A 25,335-nucleotide genomic window follows, 5' to 3' on the forward strand; every position below is an offset into this window, starting at 1 on the left:
AACTTTCCTGAATTTATTCATCAGTGTTCAATTGTTTGGCGTGATTCATTAATCTATGGAATGATCCTGTTGATTGCTACTTGGGACTAAATTCAATTGATTTTAATAATCCGTTTTCCTCTATGCTCCCAAGTTCCTAATACTTTAATAGCAACACTCGAATAATGAGCAAGTAAATCAATTTTTACTTCTGCTACTCGCTTGATAACGGGTCTTTGGGTTACTCCTATCTTGTACAAAGTGCCAATATTCGTTTCAATCTCTAAAAAATATAGGCTAGAGGATAGAATACGTTGAAGTTGAGCGCGATACAGCTTCAAATCAGTAAATCGATATGCTAAATCTGGAGCATTTTTGTATTCGGCGTGTTTAAAAGCTAGCTCAAGTTTCAGCAGTTTTTTAAGTAATAGTGGCTCCTGTACATCATTGAACCACGCAAACTCTAGCGCTCCAACGGGAATTTTACCCAAATCACTAAATTCATATTCAGGTGGGGTTAAGTATAGGTTTTTTCTTAACACTCCTGCTTTGAGTAAACCAGAAGTAATTAAGTAGGAACTAATAGGGTAATTTTTGGCTCCGTACTCCTGCCAAAGCAGCTTTAACTGTGCCAAATCCTTGCCAGATAATTGAACGTTGAAATTGTCATAGAGTGGCAGAGTAGGGAATTCTCGGTTAGCTATGGGGCGGCAGGTTTCTTCATTATGAGCAAAATGATGCTCTTTCACCTTGCCTTTTTTAGCAGTTAGACTACTATTACAGTAAGGACACTGAAGTGAAGTCTTACCCCTATTGATATCTTCAATACATATCAAGATACCTTCTTCATTTACACCATATTTTAGCCACATTGCCACACCATTACTGAATAGTTAAAGTTGCTCTTACTAGTGTGCTTTAACTTTTCCAATATGTCTCTATCTTCTGGATTAATATAATGTTGATTTGAAGAATTAATGCACTAACTAACCCCCCCAAGGTTGGAGAGTTAAGGTAGCTTTTTAAAGGCTGTACTGAAACTATGCTTTATTCAAAGTTGCCAAGACCCATCATGTGATAAGCAATAACAGCAGTATCAAAGGGTTCCAGGTAAATGATATTTATGGGATTACTGGGTAAAGTAATTGATGTTTCACTCTTGTTAGAAGTAGCTGTTTGATTGTTAGCGATTCTAGGTAGTAAAATAGAACCAACAAGATTTGCCAAATTGAGCGGTTTAGCGAGTTTCATAGGTGATTCTGTGTTGGTTGATTATTTGGTAGGTTTCTTTACCAAAGAGCAACTCCTGTTTGTGACAGTACGTACACCACAGGAGCAACGTATTCTTTTTTGCCTATGTTTATCAGGAGTATCACCCACAAAAATCATCCACCCGGATATCCCGCCAAATGTCAGAAATCTGCCAGCCAGAGTTGCCAACAGACTGTACTGGAGGATTGTCAAAGAATGGAATATAGCCAGGAACTCTAGCCACTGGAATTGCTGCTGGTTGCTCATCAACCACAGGGGCTGAAGAATTGACGGTATCAGCTTGAAGATTTTGGTCTTTGGCGTGTTGGATTTCCATCATTTTCTTCAGAGTCAGCTTGTCGGATTTTTTGATGATCTTCATATCTATGTATTAAAAGTTTTCATTCACTGCTCTCCAAAAGCATTGGCTGAAAATTTGGATGACAGCAAAATTTGGAGAAGTTGGGTGTTAATAATTGCACGGAATAAACAAGATACAGCAAATCTATGGAAAATACGAGTCCCTTGCTAAGGAATTTATCAATTGGATACAAATTTCTTTTTCGCGCAGATGCCACAATATTTTACACAGATGTTTTGGGCACTCTTTAGCTTCATAGGAACCATTGATTCCCAAAATCAAACTGGAAAGGATTTTTTGCAGACAGGGAATTTTGATAACAAGCGTAGGTGATGATGAGCGCAACCCACAGTCTTTTAAACTTTGACTTGATTTTAGTTCAATCTAAGGTATCTCGCTCAAAGTGGCTTTGTTACTGAGGTAAAATTATTCAAGTTTATTTAAATTCAAAAATTTAATTACTCCTGGCATATCTAGCAAATAATTGCTAACCATTTCGAGAGAATACACTTCTGGCAACGCCCTCTGAAACTTACTTAGACGATATTCTGGTAATTGCGAAAGGATGAAGCGCTGGGTAGCTGGAGCTTCCCAAAAGGTAGGAGTACTCATCTGAGCGATCGCTAAACTTAAAGTTGCATAACCAACACTATCACCTTCAATTTTTAACTTGAAGTTGTCAGAGATAATCTTCCAATCATGGTGAAATTGCAGACCGTATTTAAGGGTGTGATTAATTTGTCCACCTGCAAAAGTCCACCACAGCGCCCGATCTGTTTCTAATTGGATGCTTGATTGAACTTCTGTGATTAATGGCCTGAGATCAGAACGGTACTCATCTAACACAACTTGCGTTTTGGCATCGATGTAAGGAATAGTACTTTTTGATTGCAATATTTCCGCAACTTGCTGACAAAGTTCAAAGCCTAGTAGCTGTGGGGCAAAGCCACCCCAGCTTGGTTTTTTACCACGGGGGGCTGGAACAACTCCAACTGTACGTTCCTCATGGCTAACGTGCATAACTCGCTTGCAATACTGTCTCTACATTTTCACAGAAAAATGTAGTATTAGCTTGTTGCCCTGTTCTCCGTCCAGTGCGGCCCAAGCGCTGGAGGAAGGATGAGACAGTGGAAGGGGCATTAGCTTGCAATACTAAATCGAGATCGCCAACATCGATGCCCAACTCTAGAGTGGAGGTACAAATAATGCTGGCATTTGTCCCTCGATGAAAACGGTCTTCTGCGGCTGTTCGTTCTTCGAGGGAGACAGAACTATGGTGGACAAAAACATCTGTACCTCGGTTACGCATCCGTTCGGCAATTTCTTCAGCCAAAGAGCGACTTTGGCAAAAAAACAGGCTTTTCTTGCTCTGCGTTATCTGGCTGGCATCTTGAGCGATCGCGCCTAATGTATCACGCAGATAAACGCGCAAATCCTTTTTCGAGGGAACTTTGGGCGGATCGACAACGCAACCTGGACGTTTTGATGTACCTTGGAGCCAATGCAAAATATCTACCGGATTACCAACGGTGGCACTAAGTCCAACGCGCTGCACATCATTATTGGTGTAACGAACTAGCCGTTCCACAACGGACATGAGATGGGCACCTCGGTCTGTACCAGCTAGGGCATGAACTTCATCAATTACTAAAGCACGCATATCGCCAAAGATTTCTGTGTGGGGGACTTTGGCGGATAGCAGCATCACCTCTAATGACTCAGGAGTGGTCATCAATAGTGCTGTCGGCTCTTTAATAAAGGCACGCTTTTCCTGATCTTTAATATCCCCATGCCAAAGAAAGCGCCTTAGACCTACCATTTCAGTGTAATGCCCCAAACGTTCAGCTTGATTATTTAACAAAGCTTTAATTGGTGCAATGTATATGAGTCCAACTCCTTCAGGCTCGCGTTCCATTAGCATTGCTAATAATGGAAATATAGAAGCTTCCGTTTTGCCACCAGCTGTAGGGGCTAGAACAATTGCATTATTACCGTCGAGCAGTGTATGTCCTGCTAGTTCTTGGACAGGACGCAGAGAAGACCACCCTAAGTTGGAGACGATAGCGGCTTGCAAACGGGGAGGAAAGCGAGCAAAGGCTGAAGTCATGGCTAGAACTCCACGGCTGCGTAACCTTGAATATCCGCAGGTTCTTCGTCAAAATAAGTACGGCCTTCACGGATGAGCAATTCTACTTCGTTTAAATCTGTGGGTTCAAAACCTTCTGCGCTCATCGGGTCAAATTCATCATTTTCTGATGCTAAATCAAGGATGTTGACAAACTGGCGCAGAAATTGCCGAGGAACTACTCCCACGTCTCCCTTAAAGCCAGCAGTAACTTTGGTAACTAGCCGTTCAATAAATTCTGAAGTGACTTTATTGACAATTCCAGTCCGATTGGCTGTGGGGAAAATTTCTCGCAATTTGAGTGCCACCTCTTTTAGACGGCGTGCATCAAAGGGTTTGAGTTCTAACTGGGGTTGACGGGGGTTAGCAAAGCCACCAAGAGTCAGAAATTGGATACGGTCATGCAGAGGTTCTAGTCCAGCAACTCCACGTTTAGTATCAAAAAATTCAGGCGTACCCGTATAAATCCATAATAATCCTCTGTAACGGTCGGCGGCATCACAGATTTGGCGAATTCCATTTAAAGATTTACCTCGACTATCATGCCGCATTCGCAGTACTGTTTCTACTTCATCAATGACAATAACCAGTCCCTTGTAGCCTGCGGCTTTGACAATTTCGAGAATACCGTGTAGGTAGTCTAGGGCATCTCGGCTAGCAATATCTCCCTTAATGCCTGCGGCTTTTTTAGCGGTAGCAGCCACATTTTCACTACCAGAAAGCCAAGAAAGCAAGGCGCTGGCTTCAGCAATTTCACCTTTCTGCTTAAAAGTAAAAATAGCACGGAGAACTCGTGCCATATCTTCTGGAGCTTTACCGCCTGTAAGAGAAGCAAGTTCTTCTTCTATGCGTTGCTGTACTAAAGTATCGAACTCGTCGCTGTTTTCATCTGCCCCACCAGCAATCAGTGCATCTTCCACACGCGCAATCCAGCGATCGATAATATCGCTTAAAGCACCTCTAGGACAAGAACTAGTTCCCAATTCCTGAACGACTTTGCGATAAACATCATCGAATTTGTAAAAGTGCAAATCGTTATCAGAAACGACAACAAAACTGGTGGCAAAGCCTTGAGATTGGGCATCAAGGATGGCTAGACGGGACATAAAAGTTTTACCACAGCCGTAGCCACCACGTAAAAACTTGAAGACACCTTCGCTATTAGCTGCTAGTTGGAATTGGCGATGAATTTCTGTTCGCTGTTTGTCAATACCGACGGCAAAGGCTTCTAACCCTCGTTCTGGAACAACGCCGGAGCGAAGACGCTCAAAAATATGCTCAATATCTCGTTCGCTGATTGCCATAGTTGATTTTAATTAATACGTTTACTTTTATACATTAATCTGTTAATTTTGCTTGACATAGCGTTTACCGTTGCTGGTTGTTTCAATCCTGACTGAGAAAGGAACCTTCTTCAGGTGTTCCTCAAAATCTAAGGAGAAACGCCGCACCAGTCTAGCTGAACCAAGGATTTGGTTTAGTTCCGGTTCTGTGATTGAGCCGTGTTGCTGGAGGTGGAAGAATACACGCCGAACGGTTTCATCCTCGAAACTATCTTGCCAGTCAGTATTTTTGGGTAATTCGGTAGCCATAGAAACCTCACCCTGGATCAATGACCCAGAGACATTGAAATAAGTTTGAGGAACTATTGCCTCTACATCTTCAACATTATCTGGGTGATAAATTTCCAGACGGACGCGCTCATCTCGCTGTCCCTTGAGGTCAAAAAGCACCTCAATCCAATCTCCTTCGACGGCAATTTGGAGTTGCTGATTTTTGACTTCTGCACCAGGAGCATCCTTAATCGTAACTTGGATGTCAGGTCGCTCTGGTACGCGCAAAGCGACATTAATTTCTCTGGCTCCTACAAAACTGAGAACGCCTTGGGCAACAGGCGCGGGCTTAACCCTAACCCGAATTCGGCTACAGTCTAAAATACTTGGCTCTGGTTTGGCTTCGATGAGATATTTCACCATTGCCAAATAAGACTGATGACGATGGGATACTGTTAGTACAGGAATAACTCGCTCTTGAAGGCTATTCCCACCATGTACAAAGGTAGCGCCAGGATTGCCAGTGGCAAAAACAGCAGTATCTTTACGGAATAGTAAGTAACCTTCTTGTCCTTCGTATTTGAGGGCATTTAAAGAAACTGTTACCATTTCTTCTTCCGAGCGAGGTTCTTTGGCAAGAATATAACGGCGATTGGAGTCACGATAGGGTTTTTCTTGGGTAGTTTGGTCTTGTAGGAGAAATCCGTGGTCAGCAGTGAATACAAACTCATTTATACCAATACTTTTGAGGTGGTTCCACGCTGACTTGATTTGTTGAAGCCAAGTTTCAAAGGTTGCTAAACCTACATTAGCTTCGCCTGCATCGTCAATTTCTCTACTGTGAACAACAACAAGATTGGTATTAGCACAGCTTTGTTTGAGGCTGGTGGTTGACCAATTGCAGACCTCTGCCAGAGTCAGACCCCGAACTTTTCTACGACCTGCACTGATATTATCAACACTCTTCTCACTCATTGCCCGGACTCGCTCATCAGGCTTTCGCACAGTATACTCACCTGTTTTAAAACCTTTGAAACCATCACCCGCTAATACTACCCGACCATTTTGGTTAACGGGGGCCAGGATGTTCATCCCGACAGCAGTGATGCTGGGTAATTCGGCATATCTCCCTTTCAACGTTACGGTAGTACCAGCTCCTTCAAATTCTTGGATAAGTTCTGTTGCCATTTCGTAGCGGAAGGCATCAATCAGAAAGTAAGCAACTTTTTTATTACCTTGGGTGAGGGGGTGTACTACTTGCTCGTAGAGAGTGCGTTGCTGAAGGCCATCATCGGGTAAAAAGCTTTCTGTGGTGCAGATGGCGGCAAAATCTTGCGCCAGCGTATCAGCCCAATTGCGGTACTGAAAACGAAGTTTATCGGCAGCTTCTAGGAGTTGAGCGAAGTGGGGTAACGTGGGTTCTAGGAGTTTTAACCTCTGTTGCTCAAAGCGGCGATGTGCTTTGTCTACTTCAGAGCCAGTTTGGGTATAGTATTCTAAAGCTTCTCTGAGGGTTTGTTTGCCCTTAAGCTGCCCCGCACCTTGAATCATGTAACCCAAAGTGGCTGCATCTTTGATTAATGACCATTCTAATCTGCGAGTGCGATCGCGTTCTAGCCAAAATGAAGCAGACTCGGTGTGAGATTGTGACCATTGTAAGGCTTTCTGAAATTCCCCAGTCAGCAGTGCTTGTACAGCACCCTGTAAGATGGCGGTTTCTTCCCACTGGAAGGTTTCAAATTGTCCCAGGTCTTCGGGGCTAATTTGATTAAGTTCTTGTTCTAGATGGGATTCTACAATTGCTGCTTTGGCTGCATAAATATCTGGATGGCGTTTTCGCAGATATTCAACAAGTTGCTTGCAGGTCTTTCGCAAGGGTAGAGAAAGTTGGGTCAGGGGTTGAAGTGCATCAAGATGAGGAGGGCGAGTGAGGTCATGGACATACTCAACACACATCAGCCAAGCGGCAAATGTTTCGCCCAGTCCGAGGAAAGATAGGGGTGTGTCGCCGTGAAAGAAGCACACGAAGGCTGTGTTCATCCCTGTGTGACGGTAGAGATGTTCTGTTAAGGTGTTGAGAGCAGTTAGGTCGCTGATTCTCGATTGCAGTACTTTGTCTTCGCCCAGGATACCGTCTACAATCCACTCCAAACTGAGACTTGTTAAATAAGCTGCTAGTCCGTCCTGGGGTTGGGAAAGGTTATTTTGCAGCCACACCTCGGCAGATGGTAAGTCAGTGATGCCATTGTTAAGGTAGTTTTCGATACTAGCAGGGTTAATGCGCCCTGTGACGGCTTCCCGAATCAATGTGTCAAAGGCTTTGCGGAAACGGTAGCCGGCGCGGTAAAGTTCCAGAATAGGAGTTTTGCGGATAGTTTCTTCCGTATGACCGGGCATGTGAATTAACAACGGTTCCGGGTCAAGTCCATTGCCATAAGTTTCCAGGGCAAGTACCATCTCTAAGTAACTGCCGCGAAAGCCAACGACTGGGGCAAAAAAGTCACCACGGTTATAGCGGGCGATTAACTCATCAACATAAGTGTTGTAGTACCCGTCTTTATCTAGCCAAATAACGATACCGCGTTGACGCAGTTCTCGCTTCAGTTCTGCTTCCAAAACTGCGGTAATGGGATTTAAGTGACTCATGCGGCCTCCTCTTCTTGCTCAAACAGAGGGCCGTAATCTTCCTCTTGGGTTTCTTCTTTTTTGCGTTTGCGTTCCTGTCGCTTCTCTTCTTTTTCGATAATTTCCTGCACTAGGTGGGGATTTTCTCTAGCAAAGGCTAGGCGCAAAGTATCAGAGTTTGTTTCCTCAATAGTAAAATCTTCAGAAATTTCATCTTGCAACCGCAGTTCCCACTCGTAAGCTTTAGCTGGGTGATATTTCCAAAAGCAGCCGTGGGCTACGGCGAGGGAAGGATCTTGTTTGCATTTACCATCAACTCGTTTGGGAAAATAACGGGCGGCTAAATGTGACCAGTCATAATCTTTTTTTCCTTCGGCGTTGCAGAGTTCTGACCACCATTTTTTGGGTTGGTTCCACTGGGGTTCGAGTAAGGGCCAGAGGGCTGCACTATTGACCATCACACCGTCGTCCAAATCCATTTTGAAACGGGCATCAACTTCGCGGGGGATATCTCTAGCCCTTCGGCTTCGCTCAGGGCTGGCATTAGCTGGGGGTGGCCCTTGTTCCGCGCACTGTCTCACGAGGTCGATAAATGCTTTGAGTTCTTCGTGGAGTTTTTGTACTTCGCTGTAGCGTTCTTCGGCTTTTGCTTGTGTTTTTTTATCGCCTTGATGTCTTGCTGTGGTCAGGTCGTTGAGTTCGCCTTCCAATTGGCTAAGTTCGGGGATGAGGTAATCTGCTAATAAAGTTTGCAAAGTGTTGTCAGCCCAACGATGAATGCTGACAAAGGCAACGAAGTTTTTACGCGGGGATGAAAGGGGGAAGTAAATCGGGCGGCTTTCGTACATCCCCAAGTGAACTTCTTTAAAGAAGGATAACCGCAACCATTTGCGAAGTTGGGTTCCTTTGGCAATAATTGAGCCGTACTCGTACCAAGTTTCTTGAATGGGTTTACAGCTTGGGTATTCTAAGCTGTCTTTTTCAGAGTAAGCGGAGAGATAAAGGATACCGTGGGGGAGTGCAGTTGCGGGAGCTTGGTTGAGAATACCTTCCCCATTTGCGCCAAATCTTCCTAATGCTACGCCGATGGCATAGGATACAAAATTGGTTGGGGGTGGATCTTCGTAGACGGGTTCGTACTTTGGTAGTGGTGTGCCGGGTTTACGGTCTACTGCTGTTTGTGCCCATTCTTGGGCATAGTTCCAAACAGATGCAACTGGTTTTTTGAATTCTACAGATGTTTCACGGGCGGCTTCATGTTCGGTGAAGGCTGCATCTAGTTGTGTGAAGATTTCTTCAGATGATTCTATAGGGAATAGGGGAAGACGGTTAACATCACCAACTTGAAAGCTAACTGAGGGATTGAGAGAAACCATAACAAGGCGGCTTACGTGACTTTCATACTCGCTAATTGCTGCATCCACTGCCGTATCTACCTTCAACAGGGTTCCTAAATAATCTGCTCCCTGTAAAGCATATACAATCTGATTTGTCAACTTTTCAGGAATGCCCGTGGCTTCCGTCACCTCTCGCCGTAACTCCACCAACGCCGGATCATCTGCTGGTAAAGAAGCCAACTGGAGATTAGATGCAACCAAATTCAGATGTTTAGGACTTGCTTGAGGAGAAAGCAGCCGCGCCTTCAGTATCAACGCCGCCGCCGCAATTTGTATTGCTCTGGGGTCAATATCAACACCATATAAATTGTTCTCTAAAATCGACTCAACAATTTGGCGATCGCTCCAATTTTCCCCCCGATGCCTGGCCTCTTCCTGATAAAGTGTAAATAACAATCCAAAGGCAATTACGAGAAAATGCGCCGAGCCGGTGGCAGGGTCAAGAATTTTTAGCGATCGCACACTCTCTGGTGCATGAGTGACTGCATCTGCGGTTAATGGTTGGGGAACCCAATATTTCCAATTTTCTTCAATTCCCGGTTCAATTGGCATTAATGCTTCTATTGCCACCTGTCCTTGTTCGCGCTTTTCTCGCCACTCTTTACGCCTTGCTTCCAAACGAGCTAAAGTTCCATCTGCCTCAACCTCAGCCGTCCAACCGTGCTTTTTGCACATTGCCAGCCACATCTGCCCCAAACTGTTATGGAGTAACCACTCCACCATGTAACGTTCTGTAAACATTTGGGTTTTGCTAGCAATTTCATGGGGTTCTACCTTCCCGCCCCCATTTAATTTGGCATCTAGGGCTTCTCGTTCTGGGTCGTTCCAGTATTGATAAACCCACCCCAAAGTTGTATCGTCCAGCCAAACATCCCTTAAATCAGAAGCATCCAAAGCCTCAATTGCTGCTCTCAAGGTACTGGCTGGAATTGGGAATAGTGCTGTGACTCCGACATTGCCAAACAAACCTGGCAACTCCTGAGCCAGTTCATCGTAGAGTAATTGCAGTAGTGTTCCGTATCCCTCAGTTTCATCCTTGCACAAGTCCGGTGCAAAATCTCGAAACTCCCGATAACCCCGACTCTGCCAACCTCCGGTTAATACAGCAGGTTTACTTAATCCGTGTGCTTCCATCTGCTTAATTACTATCAGCCGATTGAGCAAGGTTGCAGCTGCGAGCTTAACAGCCGTTTTCAAATAGCGATCGCGTATCTCCGACTCTTGTTTCTTACTTTTACCCTGACTACGGGATTGCTCATCTAACCATTGTTCTAAACGTTGCCGCTTTACCCGTTGTTCTTCTGCTAATCCGGCTTTACTTACAGCAGTAATCGACAATCGATAGGTGCTTTCTACGGCGTTTTGCAAATCAGTAAGCAAACGTTCTCTTAAAGCACGAATTGTACTGGATAATTTGGATTTAGCTTCAGGGGTGAGATAGGACATTGGGAATAGGGGATTGGGAATTGGGAATTGGGGATTGGGAATTGGGGATTGGGAATTGGGGATTGGAAGTTAGGGATTGGGAGTTAGGGATTGGAAGTTGGGAGTTGGGAGTTGGGAGTTAGGAGTTAGGAGTTAGGAGTTGAGTATTTATGCTTCTTCAGGACTTACGCACGAGTTACAAAATAACGAACCGCAGAGGCGCAGAGGACACGGAGAAATCAGAGTTTAAGAGATATTTTGCGTAAGTCCTATTCTTATTGCCCATTCCCCATTCCCAATTCCCCATTCCCAATTCCCCATACCCCATGCCCCATTTAAGATAAGCGAATGCGAGTATTGGGTTTGAGTTGAGCTAACAGCCGCTCTTTTAACTGGTTAACTAGTGCATCAATTTCTGCTTCTGTGCTGACTTCACGACCACTAAGATTTAGCGGTAGCTGCACCACTTGATCTTCAGTGACTTCAGACAAGACATCATCAAGCCTGTTATTAGCAGTAGTCTCAGCCTTCTGGAGCTTAATTAGTGCTGAATCTTTGAGTTCTAATAAACTGGGGTAGAGTGCATCCTGAGTTGTGTCATAGGTCGCTTCTTGAACGGAACGGAACACATATTCTCCTTGCTTTTCGTTTAATTTGATAAAGTTTTGGCGCTGTTTGAGTCGTCCTTGAATTGCTTTGGCTTGCTTTTCTTGACTCTCAATCAAGTTCAACCGCACGGCTTTATAGTGCTGTTCAATTGTTTGTAGGTGAGGTTCCAAGCTGCTAATGTCCCGCCAAGAGCGATCGCTATTTAGCTGTTCTTCTAAAGCTGCGATCGCTTCAGTAATTTCTGTCCAACGCTCAATCTGCTTGAGTTGAGCTACTTGGTTATCCCGAATATTAATTGCCTTAGTTACGGCATCTACAGCACTATCAGTTAAATCTGTCAAGGAAATACCAAGTTCTTGAATCCCATCTCGCAGTGCATCGAGATTTTTCTTAACTGCAATCACAGTGTCTTCAACTTGGCGAGAACGGGTACACTTTTCCAGGGACTCGCGTAACTTGACTAAAGCTGAGGGTAAATTTGGTCGGTTTGGTAGTCGATTGTACCGCCGTTCTAATTCTTGTAATCGTTTGACCTGACCGGGGAACTGCTGGAAAACCGCATCGGCGATCGCATCATTTTCCCGATCCAGTTCAACATCTAATGAGTCTTTGAAGAATTTACAAATGGCAATTTTGTCACGAGGGCTAATGCTGGTTTCATTGGGAGGTAGCAAGTCAGCCCGTTTGATGTCCTTGTCTCTCTTGAACATATCCTTAGCACCAGGGTCACGCACTGATGTAATTTCTGGGCCAGTTTCGGGTCGAATCCGTACCTTAGTAGCCCGAAGTAAACCCACCAAGCAAGCCTTCACCACATCTGCGGGATAGCCGTAGGGCGGCCCGCCAAAGTGAGTTAGCAACACATTACCAGAAACCCCATTTTGGTCTTGAATATACTGCCCAATCCGAGAAGGAACTTCACCGCTACAGGTGGGCATATATTTACCTGCATCTAGTTCGAGTATGCCCAGCCCATCTTTCATAAATTTGTGGGATGGGCCGGATAAGTTCGGCTCTAAAAGTTGGTCTAATTCACTCGGAATGACTGCCACATCTACATAATGGCTGTAAAGATCCGGCAAAATGTTTTCCCCTATGCGTCCAAGCACAGTGGTAAAAGTTGTACCGTGTTGCTGCTTGTCGATTTGTCGTCCCCGGAAGAAGATTTCACCATCCATAAAGGATTGAGCGATCGCTTTTTGCACTTCTTTCTCTAACACGTCACGGCGACTTTCTTCTTCTCCAAGTAAGTTTCTCTTATCTTTGGTAAGAGACTGCTTGCGACTTTCATACTTACTGATGATGTGCTGAGATTTGGCAAGTTCTCGTACTTGGGCTGCAACATTATCGCAAGTACCTACTACCCAAATTAGGCGATCGCGGAAATTTGAGCGATCGCTAGTTTGTATCCAAGTTGTGGGGTTTCGCTCTTCTTTATTAGTGAGATAGCGAAAGTCAATAGTCAGCACAGCTGGGTCGTTTGAACCTTGAATACGCTCATCCTGTCGTTGACGACCATCACTATAAATAGCTAACCAAGGAAACGACTTATTTTTGTAGCGGGGGCGTTCTACGGTGCCTAACAGTGACTTCAACTTGTCTGCCACAATCAAACTAATAGCATCAGTAATCACGCTGTGATTATCTCGCTCTCGTTGCCATTCTTGCCCAGCAGAACTTTGAATTTTATAGCCAAGTTTGTCAGAATAGGAAAGTAGCCCTAATCCCCGCAACTTCTCTAAAGCTGCTGTACTTGATGGCTCATTGTTGCCCATTCCCAACTGAGAATAAAGACATTGGCTAACCAAAGTAACAGTTGTCGGTTCTTGTTCTTGAATCAACTCCAAAAGTGCCACTGCTTTTGCCACTTTTATCGCCATCTCGTCTTTAATAACTTCTTCATGGCTGAACAAACGTGCTAGCGTAGTTTGCACATCAGCGTCTAAAGCCGACTGTTGCACTTCATAAATGCTATCGATAGTAACTAACGCACCTAGTTCCTGTTCTCCTAGTTTTTGTTCACGGAATAATTCCCCCAACAGTTGCAGTAGCCCTCGAATGGCATGGTCATCTCCCTTCGCACGGCTGGAACGGGTACGCAGGTTTGATGTGATTTGCATCAGTAAATCTACGTAACCGGGCAGCATAGGATAAACTTCAATAAAATCCTCTTCAGTGATGGAATCGCACTTGTAGCCGTAGAGTTTGAGGTCGCTACGGTGCTGGCCAAAAAGCGATCGCAATTGGGCTTCTTTCGAGGAAGCTTTTTTCAAAAGCCGCTTATGCACAACATCTCGAATGTTGGTAGGTGCAAGGTGAACCCTCAGCTTGGGTGGAAAGCGATCCTTGAGCTTACCAATGTTGCTTTCATCCTCACTGTCTTCCAGCTTTTGCTGCCCTGTGGCCAACAACCATACTTGTCCTTTCAGTTTTTGCCCCAAATCAGAAACAAACGACTGAAGTTTGAGCATTCGCTCCGTATTCTGGTGTATATATTGGCTTACCTCATCTACTACAACGAACAAGGTTTTACCAGAGGCGCGGTGATTAAGCATATTAATGATGGCTTTAGTCGTTTCCGAAGGCGAGGTTCCCATTCCCGTTTGGGCACCAGCACGACTATCAAACCAACTCATTGGGTCAGTATAACGGCTAGGATACATCGCGTGCATAACTTCAGAGAAAGCTTCCTCAGCCAACTGATCGCTCTTCGCTTTCGACCAAGGTTGTCCCAAAGTCTGCTCTACACAGATTAAGAACTCCTGCCATTTCCCATCCAGTTCTAGCTTCAGTTCTAGCTCGGCAACATAATTACTAATAGTGCAGTAGCCCAGATGTGCTTGCACTTCCCGCTTGACTGCTGAATGGATATGCTCGTCATCCCGTGCTACTGCACCAATATCAAAGACCACGGCTAGGGGATCAATCTGACTACGAACTCGATTCCAGGCATCTTGAAACTCTTGGGTTTTGGGAGAATCATCCCGCGCTAGCAAGGCACTTGCCACCGTCCGATTATCGGGTAAAACCATATCATTGAGAGCCAGTCCTAAAAGCTTGGCAAAACTCGATTTCCCAGATCCATAAAAACCTGAGATCCAGGATGCTGGAAGTTCAGCCCCACCCGGTTTTTGTAATTCTTCTGCCATAGAATTGAGCAGCTTCACAAACTGCTCGTGAATTCCCGACTGCACACGCTTGTGGCGGGGGTCAGTTTCCGGATAGCCGCCTGTGATAATGTATTCAGAGACTTCTTCTAAGACCTTGGCAGGCTTTTGCTCATGGAAATAAATGACTGGGGCAATATTACGGGTGACATCAGCAGCAAAAATTTCCTTAATTAGCATGGCATCACCTCTCTAAGAGTTGCAGTAATAAAGTGAGCCAGTGTGGTCTTGGGGGTTTCCCCCATGAACAACTGGCGAACCCGAAGGGTCAGTCATGAGTAAATTCGAGGTCGATAGTCCCGGTCAGAAGGCAGTTCGTCCATAAAAGACAGAGCGTTCAAATCCCTTCGCTCCCCTGGATAAAGGAGAACAACAGGCAAGTTGCTTGTCTTACCATCGATATGCTTAAGAAGTGCTGATGAGCGAAAAAATGGATACAGCCCTCCAGCACGTCCCAAAAAAATCAAGGTGCGGTTGATTTCACCTGGGTGTTTATCTGAAAAATCATCGATTAAGGCAATAACATCTTTGGCAATCCCCTCAGCCCCTTCAATGTAAAGTGCAATTTTGTCTTTTAAATGATTCAGCGCCCGGTTTGGGTCTTTGGCATAGAGACGATGCTCTGTGCGAATAATACTTTCTAAAACCCTTGGTTCCTCTCGCTTGAGTCTGTCTAAAAACAAGCGCTGAAGAGAGATTGCTAGGACATTCCAACCTTGTCCCTTCAGGTCATCTGTTAGTACCCGGATTTGAGCGCGAAGTTTAAATTCTTCACGGGGATCATAAAGTAGAATGGCAAATCGGTAGTTCCGCATTGTGCTAATTTTGGGGCCACCTTCATCGAGCAAGTCGCTGCGTAGTGCCTGCACCGCAGACATTTGAAGGTCAAGCAAAGATCCAATCATGCTTGTTCCTCCCACTTCGCTTCATTGGCGTAGTCTCTCGCAGAGAGGATTTGCATCGCCCAAGATTTCAGGTCAACATAATGCCAGCCAAAATCATAAAGATCACCCATGCGGGTAAATGATAACCCTGGTAGACGGCTCAACCGCTGTTCTAAAAAGCTGTCAAATAGACCAACAGAGTTGAAATAAGGATTACTAAGGAGCGAGCCTTCAAAATATAAATCACGTAAAAAATACAACCAGTAGGCTAGAGCTTCATCAGTCACCTTGGGATATTTGAGGCTACGCATCCCTGAGTTTTCCGAGCAAAGCCCCGCAGCAGCAGCCGTAGCGATTAAACCAGTCGCCATGCGAAAGGTTGTTGCAGCAGACCACTCACTTTCCAGCTGCTGAGTTACCCAACGTGCCACTATGTCCCGGTCAATGCCAGAATTAGGTTGTAGACGGCGCTGTTCTAAAAAAACACCAGTAAAATTACGGTAGATTGGATCGCTCAATTGCATATGCCAGTGGCAGATATTTTGGCGAGTTGTGGGATCGTTAGGTCGCCAATGTTTAAGAACTGCTAACGACATTGGATAGGCTTCAAAGCGATGGCTGAATTCTAATAGCAGGCTGCGAACACGTGCCATGCTTTTACTACCAAACCAACGTTCTTCAAAAGCAACAACTGCCCGTTGTTCTCTAGGTATATCTATCCTGAAGTGTTCCCAGTAGGCGCGGCTTTCTTCTAGCGCTAAAGATGTACGTAGCAATCTGGTATGGAATTGACTGACTTCTTTGCCATGAAACAACATAGATTGGGCTGCTACTGGATGGAGGAGTTGCCGCTGAATTACTTTAGTAGCCATCGAATTTAGCGCTCCTCCAAACGGTAAAAAGGCATGGGGTAGCTCTCTACAATTGGCAAAAGTGCAAACGCCAGCTTTCTAGCACATTCGTCTAATGCCTTGAGCATTTCACCAAAAATTTCCCGTCCACTAGGAACCACTTTAAAATCCACCTTTTGGTGCGGAATACTGATGGCTTCCTCGAAGTCAGCCGCAGAAAAAGGCTGATAGATATCCAGAGATAAAGGTAAAACATCTATCGGTTTGACCCCGCTCTGCTTGTGGAAAGCCAGTCGTTCTGTCAACTGTTCATCAACGGTAAACCCCCAAAAAAACAGCGTTCTTACAGCGTCAGGCTTCGCCATATCTAAGCGCTTACGCCGATCTTGCTGGATTGCTGCCTGTCGTACCGCTTGTAAGGATGCCCACTGATGCGTCTTGGGAAATAACCGCCCAAATAAGTCACCACCACCATTTTCATCAATTAAGTCTGTACGCCACCAGTCGAGACGCTTGGGGTCACAAACTCCTTCTCCAGCCCAAGCGACTATTATTTGAAGTGCCAAAATATTGTCTAATGTATCTTTAGTAACCTTATTAGCTAGCATTAGAATTATAAAAGTTTAAAATTTTACTGTTTTACTTGAAACTATTTAGACATAAGCTTTTTCACCAACTTTGACAACATTACTTGTTGTGAGCGTTGATATTAAAGTCAAAATAGTGTTAAATTTCTGAAAATTTTCAATTTATTAATAAGTAATATCCACTAAAATATTCAATACACATTAACTTGAAGTGTCTAGAATGCCCTGCGTAATAATACGCGATAAAATCAATGTGAATTATTGTTATTTTTAGGACTTACGCATCGTACATAAGTACTACACGCAATTTGGCTATTTCAGCCATGTTTAGCACTCAGCGATGTCTACGACGGGCTACGCCTACGCAAATATGGGAATAAATCGGAGTTATGCAAAGCGCCTGAAACGACTAAAAACCGTAACCCATACTATGGACAATTTGTACAGTGCGTAAGTCCTAATTTTGTTAACTGCAAGTAGAATTATTTACAAAAATTTTGCAGATATATTTAAATCCTCTGCTATGTAAAAGATATAGCTTCTGGTGATGCAGTGCTTGATTTGAAAATCTAAATCGTAAGGCGGGAATTTATGCGAGCCTCTCAAAGGGAGGAGCTTCGCTAACGCAGATTCGTTGATTAGCTCGATTCAAATGAGTATTCTATCGTTTAAAAAATAACAACATTCCATGTGGATTATCTAAAGATACATCTTTATTACTATTGTGATTCTGCGACTCATACCCTTGTAAATCTTGACTTGAAAGTGAGTACACATCAGTTGCAACAAGCTGATATCCTTGAGTATTGAAATAACCAACTAGTTTATCAGGCATTACATGAGATGCGCCGTAACTTGGTAACAAATTATGTTCAATTTTATCCTTATCTAAAATATTTAATTGCACAACACCTGTACGACAAAATATATCAAAATCAATCGACTCGACTAAGCCACTTGTAGTAATTTCTATTGAATTTAATTCCATCGCTAGTTGCTCTACACTCGCAAAATTCCGCGACCACGGGTTGCCCATTAAAAATAGCCTTATCGATATTGCCTCTGGCTGCACCTTCACGATATCAAGTAATGTTTTTGTAACCGTATGTGGTTGTAAGTAATCTAATACTCCATGAACCGAAACTAGCCGCAGGCTATTTCGAGCGTAAAGTTTTGTCAGTTCTAGTTCTGCTAGATTGCGATCGCAAAAATAATTTAACTGTAGGTTTGGGTATTGGCTGCGTAAAGCTAAAAACTTTTCTGGCGGATTAGTAGCAATGTCGTAACAGTCGATTGTCGGAAGTTTGTAGCGCGTTAAGTCAACTCCCTCAAAACCAAAAAAAACTTCACGTTCGGCAAAACCTGCACCCAAGATAGCTGCACTATCACCATTACCTGAAAGAATCGCTTCCCAAGTCACGGGATAAACATTGGGGGTAAGCTCCAAAAGTCTAGCTCGACTAATCTCTAGAATATTGCCACTGCCCTTATTTTCTAGGAATCTTACTGCCATAAAACCTCGTTATATTATGAAATAACCTTGGGACGACTGATTAGGGTGATATCTTTACCTTCGCCCAAACGGTACACTTCTGTGCGATCGCCAACATCAATTTCAAAAAACCGATAGCTTGTAGTAAACCGCGCCCACGGTGCCAAAGGATTAATTTTTGGGAGATTGGTTGTTGCTTGGTAAGTAATTTCAAACCCCACTCCCCCATCTTGCTTGAACATCCGCAAAAAACATTCGTAGTCTCTAGCGTGCCAAAAATCAGTCGTTCGGCGACGCACCACATCTTGTGAGTCAGAACTCATCGCCCGTGCTGCTGATGCGGACACGATCAATTGCAAATTGTCAGACATTCGCGTTAAGGCAAGTTTCTTGTCTGGGTTTGAGAATATTTCATCAACAATTGGTCTAAGCTCAGGATGCAAACAAGTTTCAGCAATGTAAAACCCTGAATACTTGCTGATATCATTCTCAAATTCCCGATCAACTAGTCTTTCTGAATCACAACTAACCGACTTTCGTAAGCTCGCAAAAATCAAGTCTTCGTATAACTTCTGCTGCGATGCTGGCGTTGCTGCAAGAATTTTAAATGCAGACCCACGCATCCCCTGAATTCCAATCAAAGCACAGGTACAATCGAGGGATGCCGCCCACATTGCTAGAAATTTCCGATAGTTGGTATAAAGCATTAATGCTTCCTGGTAGTCAGGAGCTTTAATTTTGAGTAGATGCTTTACTGGATTGGGTTTAATTTCCCATCCAGGCTTGCATAGTAAAGCCCATAACGCAGAAGAATCTTCAATGGCATCCATGCATTTATGCCCCAAGCTTATTAATGACAATTATTTGTCTGTCCGTTCTTGTCAAACCTCATGCGGGATATCAAATCCTTAAGATGGGCTGGGTCTACACCAAACCTATGAGCAATGTCATACTCCTCATCTTCAGTTGGCGGTGCATTTAGTGTAAGTAAATGCTCCAAAAAAGGTTGCGACCCCCCTAAAGGCAAACCATCATCCGTAAAAGGTAACCTATGTTCGTGCATTGACTGCTCAAACACCGCAGGGCGGGTATTTTGCAGCCACGCTACAACCTCACCAGGTTTTGGCGGCTCTATCCCCAGTTGATCGCATTCTTCTAATAACTCGTTTGATAATTGCGATTCTACTGCGGAGACGCTGCGCGAACGCACCACCAAATCCTGCAACCACTCCTGTAGTTTTCCTGTCTCTGGTAACTGCAAATCCAGCGCCCGACAAGCAGCTACAAACTCTTGTCCAATAGCAGCATTAGCATATAACTGCCCCAACCAAGTAGCAAATTCCTCATTTTGAGGTAATTTTATCCCTTGTTCAAGGCTAAAAGTTTGCAGTTTCTTTCCTAAACGAATTCTTTCTAAAAGCTTTGTACCAGTATCTTCATCATCATTAATAATTTGAGGGTCATTTGACCCAAAAGCCATTTTGTCTAAAAGCCAAATAGCTATTTGTCCTGATTTTGGAGCTGACAAATTTAGAGTTTCACAAGCAATAAGCAGCTCAGTTCCCAAAGACGTATAACTTGCAAGCCACTCCTCTAAATTACCTGACCGAGGAGCAGTAAGTCCCTTTTGAGATAAACCAACAAGCTCTAAACTCAAATTCACCAAGTTCCTAACTACCATTGACAAGCTTTTACCCATATCAGGTATTAGCTTCTCAATTTGACCTCGCATATCAACACTAATATGGACTGTCACGCGGTCTTTCTCTGCATCTACAGGACGACCACGCTTCGGAGGTAGCTTCGGGTTTTGTTCGGGCTGTTGTTTACTCATGTTACTTCAGTCTATCGGAACCACAAAGCATATTTGAAGCCTTTGTATGCTAAATCGTTAATAAACGTAACTATTTAGCGGTGTAAAAGTGTTTTTACACGTTGAGCAGCATCAGGTAGACTCCAATCCTACCACCCACATAGAGCAAAGTACCCTAGAGTACTTCCATACGGCTTTCCTACTCTATGAGTACAAGCAGACCTACACCAAAAAAGAATATCGCGCACTGTTAGAAGAGTACGGGTGGGACAAGGGCAGTGCTGAGTCAAGGCGATCGCTCCGAATTGCCGAGAATTTTCAAGCATTTATCAGTTGCCCGGAACACTTGGCAGTTTTACCAATATCGGTACTACTTCGGTTATGTTCTGTGAACTACAAAATCCTAATTGATGAATTGAAAGATATTCCTCTTGGTGGATTGACTTGTGGATTAGTGTTAGAACTGATTGAGAAAAGAAGATTATTTCTCAGAGCCATGAATCAAGAAAAAAAAGATGGCAACTGGCGAGCAACACCAGATGGAAATAGATATTACACCTTCGGCAAAATTATAGAGGATGACCACCAAACAGGGGTGTTTACCGAAAAGTTAATAGAGGAATTGGGACTGTCACCACAGCGAATTGTCAGAAAGGCGATCGCTGACCTATATGAAAAGCATCAAGCTGAAATAGCCAAGAATGAAATCGGCTCTTTTGAAGAACTAATCCCTTGTGAACAACCCACTAACACCATAGAAAAATTGATTCCTGCCAACGATGAAAGTGTCGTCAACCCAACAAACCTTGAGGTAATGCAGCGAGAACTTGAAACCTTGTGGCAAAGGGATACAGAAGAATATGACTGCGAAGAATACCTGGAAGAGCCTGAAGAGTCAAACATTGACTTTGAAGAAGATGAGATTGAGGCAGTAGAAAGTACATTGGCTGGGATGTTCGGTACAAATGAAGTCCCAGCAACTGATGCAGAAGTCCTCGCAGACATATTGCGGAAAGCTTCAGATTATTCCTCAGTGCGCCGAGGACTATGGCAATATCAACAAGCTAAAGAAGAAGCTTGGAAGATCCTCTCGGATTCGGAAAGGAAATCTGTATGGCAGATGCTTCCAGAAGCAATCAAAAAGCTTAGTAATGCCAAGCGTGAAGGGTTGATTGTCAACTTTTATGAAATGGAGTCAGGAGGGGTATATAAAGTCTTTACTACAGATTACCCACTAATAGAAGAAACAGTTAGTAATAGTCGGTTAGACAGATGGCTGGCAGATTTGAAAGTCAGGCAGAACTCCGATTGTAATTGATATGTCTTTAAAGCCAAGTGCAAGAAGTTAACATTAATTAGAATCTCGATGAACTCAACAGCAGCAAACAAAAAAATAGCTGTTAGCCTATTCTCCGGGGTGGGTGGATTTGACTTGGGATTTAAAGCAGCAGGATTTGAAATAGCGATCGCCATTGATAACAATCCCATCGCCCTAGCAACATACCAACATAATTTCCCCCACGCCACAGTCTTGTGCAAAGACATTCGGGAAGTGACAGGGGAAGAAATACGCGCCCATATTCAGGCGAAGTACATAAATTGGGACGGGGAAATTCATGCCGTTTTTGGTGGCCCACCATGCCAAGGATTTAGCGTTGCCGGACTGCAAAATGTTGAAGATGAGAGAAACTCGTTGGTAGGGGAGTTTGTTCGGCTGGTGTTGGAACTCAATCCCCTTGCGGCAATCATGGAGAATGTGCCAGGGATTGAAAATCAGAAGTTTGGCTGCATTACTGCTAACCTCCAAGCAGTGCTAGAAGAACATTATTTCCTTAGCAAATGGAACCTGAACGCTTCAGATTACGGGGTTCCGCAAGCTAGAAAAAGGGTGTTTTTTGTTGCATCTAAGTTTGGAGAAATTATACCGCCGGAGCATCAACCTCAACATACAGTTAGAGATGCGATCGCGGACTTGTCGCCAGTCCCCCTACTCCCCAAGCAAAACACTCAAGAATGGCATCCAGATTGGGTGAAGGGAGAATATGCTAAGTATCTTGAAAAAATATTCCCAAATATTGGTATAGTAAATAACATTGGAACGGGATTCGCAGCGACAACACATACACCAGAAGTAATTCAGCAATTCATCAACACTCCCCCAGGTGCAAGGGAAGCTAAATCCAAATCAAAGAAGCTGCAATGGGATGGATTCTGCGTGACTTTAAGAGCGGGGAGTGGCAACCGCACCGCATTACGTCCCCTTCATCCAGAACAGCCACGGGTTATATCTGTAAGAGAAGCTGCTCGTTTGCACAGCTACCCCGATTGGTTTAATTTCAGCGAGGCAATACTCCACGCCCAAAGAGAAATCGGAAATTCGGTACCCCCATTGCTTGCATATGCTGTGGGAATGCAAGTTAGGGAACATCTAGAATGCAATACCAGTTATCAGATTAATTGCCAAAATTGGCAAAACTGCCTATTTTTACCAATTTCTTGGAATTTTAAGAATATATTCGTTTTTGTCAATGAAATGCTGTCTTTAAGCGGGTTAAGCAAAATCAGCAAAGAGCGATCGCCTCCACATTTGGCTACAAGAAAGCAAAATTTGTTACTTGTCTGTAGGTCTGACGAGATAATAAATGATTATTTTAACCGCGAATTGTGTGCGTCACTCTGGGCAAGAAGACCACCAAACAAGGGTACTCAGACAGGAATTAATTGATGGATATGGGCTACTTCCCCAACAAATTCTCCGTGAAGCGATCGCTGACTATCACGCCAAAATCAAATCTCAAGAAAAGGAGCAGTCCCAGGAAGAGACTGCTGAATCGCCCGTCGGTATCAACTCGATGGTGTAAAGCCCTACTTGCGATGTGAAGCACATTTTTGAAGGCATTCTATGAATAGCAATCACATCTTAACTGGATTAATATAGTACAAAAGTATTGCAATGACTATTTTCCTTTGTCTGCGTAAACTCATATGTCAAAAATTAACCAGATTCAAAACGAACTGCTGAGACTGGATGGTGGAGCATTCCAAAAGCTTGCGGATGCTTACCTCTACAAGAGAGGATACGACCGGATCAATCCCCTTGGATCTGTAATTGGTGCTGACAAAGTGAGACAAGGAACTCCTGATACATTAGTAGTACTACCTAATGGAAAGTATGTCTTTGCAGAATACACAACACAAAAAGAAGGGGTTCCTAATAAGTTTAAGAAAGACCTCAACAAATGTTTTGATGAGTCAAAAACTGGAATATCTGTTGAAAAAATCCAAGAGATAGTTTTATGTCACACCTCTATGCTTTCCCCTGATGAGGAAGATTTACTGAGGGATGAATGCCAGAAGCGAGGAGTAAACCTCAATATCTTTGGTATTGGGCCTATCTCCTATGACCTTTACCAAAAGTATCCAGGCATTGCACGAGAGCAGCTAGGGGTTGAGGTAGATACAGGACAAATTGTTGATGTTGATGAATTTGTTAATGCTTATAACAAAAAAGCAGCTACTCCTATTAATACAACTTTTCACTTTCGAGAGAAAGAGTTAGAAGAAATATTACAAGGGTTAGAGAAGAGTAATCTTGTTATTGTATCTGGAAAAGCAGGGGTAGGTAAATCTCGACTTGCACTCGAATCTTGCAAACAATTTTTAGAAAATCATCCTGAATATCAGGTTAAATGTATTTTTATTCGAGTAGCAAATATTTTTGAGGATATCCGTGTCTATTTTTCAGAACCAGGTTGTCACCTCATTTTTGTAGATGATGCCAATCGGGTCAATTCATTTGACTACTTCATTGATCTGCTTCATAACCAACGCGAGGATCAAAAAATCAAGGTTATTGCTACTGTTCGAGATTATGCCTTTGAAAAAATTCAGAAATTATCGTGTTCTTATAAGAATTTGACTGAGGTAGAGCTAAACTTTTTGGATGAAAATCAGATAAAGCAGATTCTTATGGACGAGTATGAAATTATTAATCCTCTCTATCTCAGCAGAATTGCTGACATTGCACAAGGAAATCCTCGTCTTGCAATCATGGCTGCATTATTAGCAAAACAAGAAAATAGACTTGACAGTATTAAAAATGTATCTAATCTTTATGATGAATATTACTCTTCAATCCGAAGAGATTTGCACGAACTGGGTGATGAAAATCTCTTAAAAGCTGCTGGAATCGTTGCATTTTTCAGGACAGTAGATCGCTCAGACGAAAACATGATGAAGGCAATTGAGACAGCATTCGCTATTAGCCAGGAAGTTTTTTGGAAGGCTGTCCGCCAGCTACATGAAAATGAATTACTCGATATGTATGAGAACGAGAGCGTGCGAGTTTCTGACCAAGTTCTCGCCACATATCTTTTTTATCTTACCTTCTTTAAGGATAGATTACTTAATTTTGCTACTCTCCTAAATCATTTTTTTCCTCAGCTTCAGTATCAACTTGTTGACGCTCTCAATCCTGTTTTAAATACCTTTGATAGTCAAAGAATCATAAAAGTAATGCGTCCACATGTTAATCAAGCATGGGAAATATATAAAAATGCAGGAGATGAAAAAAATCTGATGCACTTCATACAAGTGTTCTGGTTCCTCAAGAAAACAGACATCCTTGTATATGTTCATAACTGCATTTCCGCAATGGAAGCTGAATCAGTAGACCTATCTAAATTAGATATTAAAATTGTTCACGTAAAAATTAGCTGTAAATGGGCCATCTCTACCCCATTCATCCTTGCCAATCTATGGCTGATAGGTAACTTTTCACAGGATCTGAAACGCTGTACTCTTTGAGTGTACCAACCATTAAAAAAAGGCAAGAATACAGTAACCTCGGATTTGAGTGGGCGCGGAAGCAGAGGAATGCGATCGCAATGTCTTTGGGATTTGTGTATCCGCCTTTGGGGGTTGCATTGGAAGTGCAGGAGATGATGAGGTGGTTCCCCATTAAATAATTTGTAGCAATGTTAATGAGTCATGAGTCCTTTTTTTTAGTTTCTTTAAATACAGGTTTAACAGTCTTGAGTCGTGTGATGCTAAACTCGCCAGCTAAGTGAAAACGTGCTAGAGATAGGTAAGGGACTTGCGGAGAAATAAAGTACCAGTCATCCTAGAAGGTAGGAAGTGCGGGTAGTTCCGCACTTAGACTAAATCTCTAGAATAGGAATCCCTGTTTTGATGCTCACTGACAACATCAAATCTAC

At 43.4% G+C, this 25,335-nt stretch carries 20 protein-coding genes; 5 read left to right on the forward strand and 15 right to left on the reverse strand.

What is annotated here, in order from left to right; all coding sequences use genetic code 11:
• Positions 1-92 precede the first annotated feature (92 nt).
• From LC586_RS15915 to LC586_RS15985, 15 genes are all read right to left on the reverse strand, one after another.
• Positions 93-851 (reverse strand): competence protein CoiA family protein, encoded by a 759-nt coding sequence (locus tag LC586_RS15915; protein ID WP_229485745.1) that lies wholly within the window; start codon positions 849-851, stop codon positions 93-95.
• Between the two features lie 175 nt (positions 852-1,026).
• On the reverse strand, positions 1,027-1,230 hold the full coding sequence (locus LC586_RS15920; RefSeq protein ID WP_229485746.1) for a hypothetical protein: 204 nt from the start codon (positions 1,228-1,230) through the stop codon (positions 1,027-1,029).
• 121 nt (positions 1,231-1,351) lie between these two features.
• Positions 1,352-1,612 (reverse strand): hypothetical protein, encoded by a 261-nt coding sequence (locus LC586_RS15925; RefSeq protein ID WP_229485747.1) that lies wholly within the window; start codon positions 1,610-1,612, stop codon positions 1,352-1,354.
• A gap of 405 nt (positions 1,613-2,017) precedes the next feature.
• Positions 2,018-2,611, reverse strand: a complete 594-nt coding sequence (locus tag LC586_RS15930; RefSeq protein WP_229485748.1) for a hypothetical protein — start codon at positions 2,609-2,611, stop codon at positions 2,018-2,020.
• Positions 2,601-3,698 carry a DEAD/DEAH box helicase gene (locus tag LC586_RS15935; RefSeq protein WP_229485749.1) on the reverse strand — a complete coding sequence of 366 codons (1,098 nt, stop codon included), beginning with the start codon at positions 3,696-3,698 and terminating at the stop codon, positions 2,601-2,603. The genes LC586_RS15930 and LC586_RS15935 overlap by 11 nt, the downstream gene beginning before the upstream one ends.
• Before the next feature lie 2 nt (positions 3,699-3,700).
• Positions 3,701-5,020 (reverse strand): BREX system ATP-binding protein BrxD, encoded by a 1,320-nt coding sequence (gene brxD / locus LC586_RS15940; RefSeq protein WP_229485750.1) that lies wholly within the window; start codon positions 5,018-5,020, stop codon positions 3,701-3,703.
• A 42-nt stretch (positions 5,021-5,062) separates the two neighbouring features.
• On the reverse strand, positions 5,063-7,915 hold the full coding sequence (pglZ, locus tag LC586_RS15945) for a BREX-6 system phosphatase PglZ (protein WP_229485751.1): 2,853 nt from the start codon (positions 7,913-7,915) through the stop codon (positions 5,063-5,065).
• Complete coding sequence (locus LC586_RS15950; RefSeq protein WP_229485752.1) at positions 7,912-10,737, reverse strand: DNA methyltransferase; 2,826 nt, start codon at positions 10,735-10,737, stop codon at positions 7,912-7,914. The genes pglZ and LC586_RS15950 overlap by 4 nt, the downstream gene beginning before the upstream one ends.
• 314 nt (positions 10,738-11,051) lie before the next feature.
• Positions 11,052-14,672, reverse strand: coding sequence for a BREX system P-loop protein BrxC (gene brxC / locus LC586_RS15955; RefSeq protein ID WP_229485753.1), 3,621 nt, complete (start codon positions 14,670-14,672; stop codon positions 11,052-11,054).
• Between the two features lie 92 nt (positions 14,673-14,764).
• Positions 14,765-15,397, reverse strand: a complete 633-nt coding sequence (locus tag LC586_RS15960; RefSeq protein WP_094351989.1) for a BREX protein BrxB domain-containing protein — start codon at positions 15,395-15,397, stop codon at positions 14,765-14,767.
• Positions 15,394-16,248 carry a hypothetical protein gene (locus LC586_RS15965; protein ID WP_229485754.1) on the reverse strand — a complete coding sequence of 285 codons (855 nt, stop codon included), beginning with the start codon at positions 16,246-16,248 and terminating at the stop codon, positions 15,394-15,396. The genes LC586_RS15960 and LC586_RS15965 overlap by 4 nt, the downstream gene beginning before the upstream one ends.
• A 5-nt stretch (positions 16,249-16,253) precedes the next feature.
• Entirely contained in the window at positions 16,254-16,835 is a 582-nt protein-coding gene (gene brxE, locus LC586_RS15970; protein ID WP_229485755.1) for a BREX-6 system BrxE protein, read from the reverse strand.
• 640 nt (positions 16,836-17,475) lie between these two features.
• Positions 17,476-18,327: a hypothetical protein gene (locus LC586_RS15975; RefSeq protein WP_229485756.1), complete on the reverse strand. Its 852-nt coding sequence runs from the start codon at positions 18,325-18,327 to the stop codon at positions 17,476-17,478.
• 14 nt (positions 18,328-18,341) lie between these two features.
• Positions 18,342-19,136 (reverse strand): hypothetical protein, encoded by a 795-nt coding sequence (locus LC586_RS15980; RefSeq protein ID WP_229485757.1) that lies wholly within the window; start codon positions 19,134-19,136, stop codon positions 18,342-18,344.
• A gap of 20 nt (positions 19,137-19,156) precedes the next feature.
• On the reverse strand, positions 19,157-20,140 hold the full coding sequence (locus tag LC586_RS15985) for a hypothetical protein (RefSeq protein WP_229485758.1): 984 nt from the start codon (positions 20,138-20,140) through the stop codon (positions 19,157-19,159).
• A gap of 88 nt (positions 20,141-20,228) precedes the next feature.
• On the opposite strand from LC586_RS15985, the gene LC586_RS15990 reads away from it, so the two are divergent.
• The 5 genes from LC586_RS15990 to LC586_RS16010 all read left to right on the forward strand — a co-directional run bounded on the left by LC586_RS15990 (position 20,229) and on the right by LC586_RS16010 (position 25,086).
• Positions 20,229-21,437: an Alr2735 family protein gene (locus LC586_RS15990; protein WP_229485759.1), complete on the forward strand. Its 1,209-nt coding sequence runs from the start codon at positions 20,229-20,231 to the stop codon at positions 21,435-21,437.
• Between the two features lie 48 nt (positions 21,438-21,485).
• On the forward strand, positions 21,486-22,844 hold the full coding sequence (locus LC586_RS15995) for a DNA cytosine methyltransferase (RefSeq protein ID WP_229485760.1): 1,359 nt from the start codon (positions 21,486-21,488) through the stop codon (positions 22,842-22,844).
• Complete coding sequence (locus tag LC586_RS16000) at positions 22,786-22,980, forward strand: Alr2735 family protein (protein ID WP_229485761.1); 195 nt, start codon at positions 22,786-22,788, stop codon at positions 22,978-22,980. Before LC586_RS15995 ends, LC586_RS16000 begins: the two co-directional genes overlap by 59 nt.
• 124 nt (positions 22,981-23,104) lie before the next feature.
• Positions 23,105-24,925, forward strand: a complete 1,821-nt coding sequence (locus LC586_RS16005; protein WP_229485762.1) for an nSTAND3 domain-containing NTPase — start codon at positions 23,105-23,107, stop codon at positions 24,923-24,925.
• Positions 24,922-25,086 carry a hypothetical protein gene (locus tag LC586_RS16010; RefSeq protein WP_229485763.1) on the forward strand — a complete coding sequence of 55 codons (165 nt, stop codon included), beginning with the start codon at positions 24,922-24,924 and terminating at the stop codon, positions 25,084-25,086. The genes LC586_RS16005 and LC586_RS16010 overlap by 4 nt, the downstream gene beginning before the upstream one ends.
• The last annotated feature ends 249 nt before the right edge of the window (positions 25,087-25,335 follow it).

This window comes from Nostoc favosum CHAB5714 (assembly GCF_020829495.1).
Classification (GTDB): domain Bacteria; phylum Cyanobacteriota; class Cyanobacteriia; order Cyanobacteriales; family Nostocaceae; genus Nostoc; species Nostoc favosum.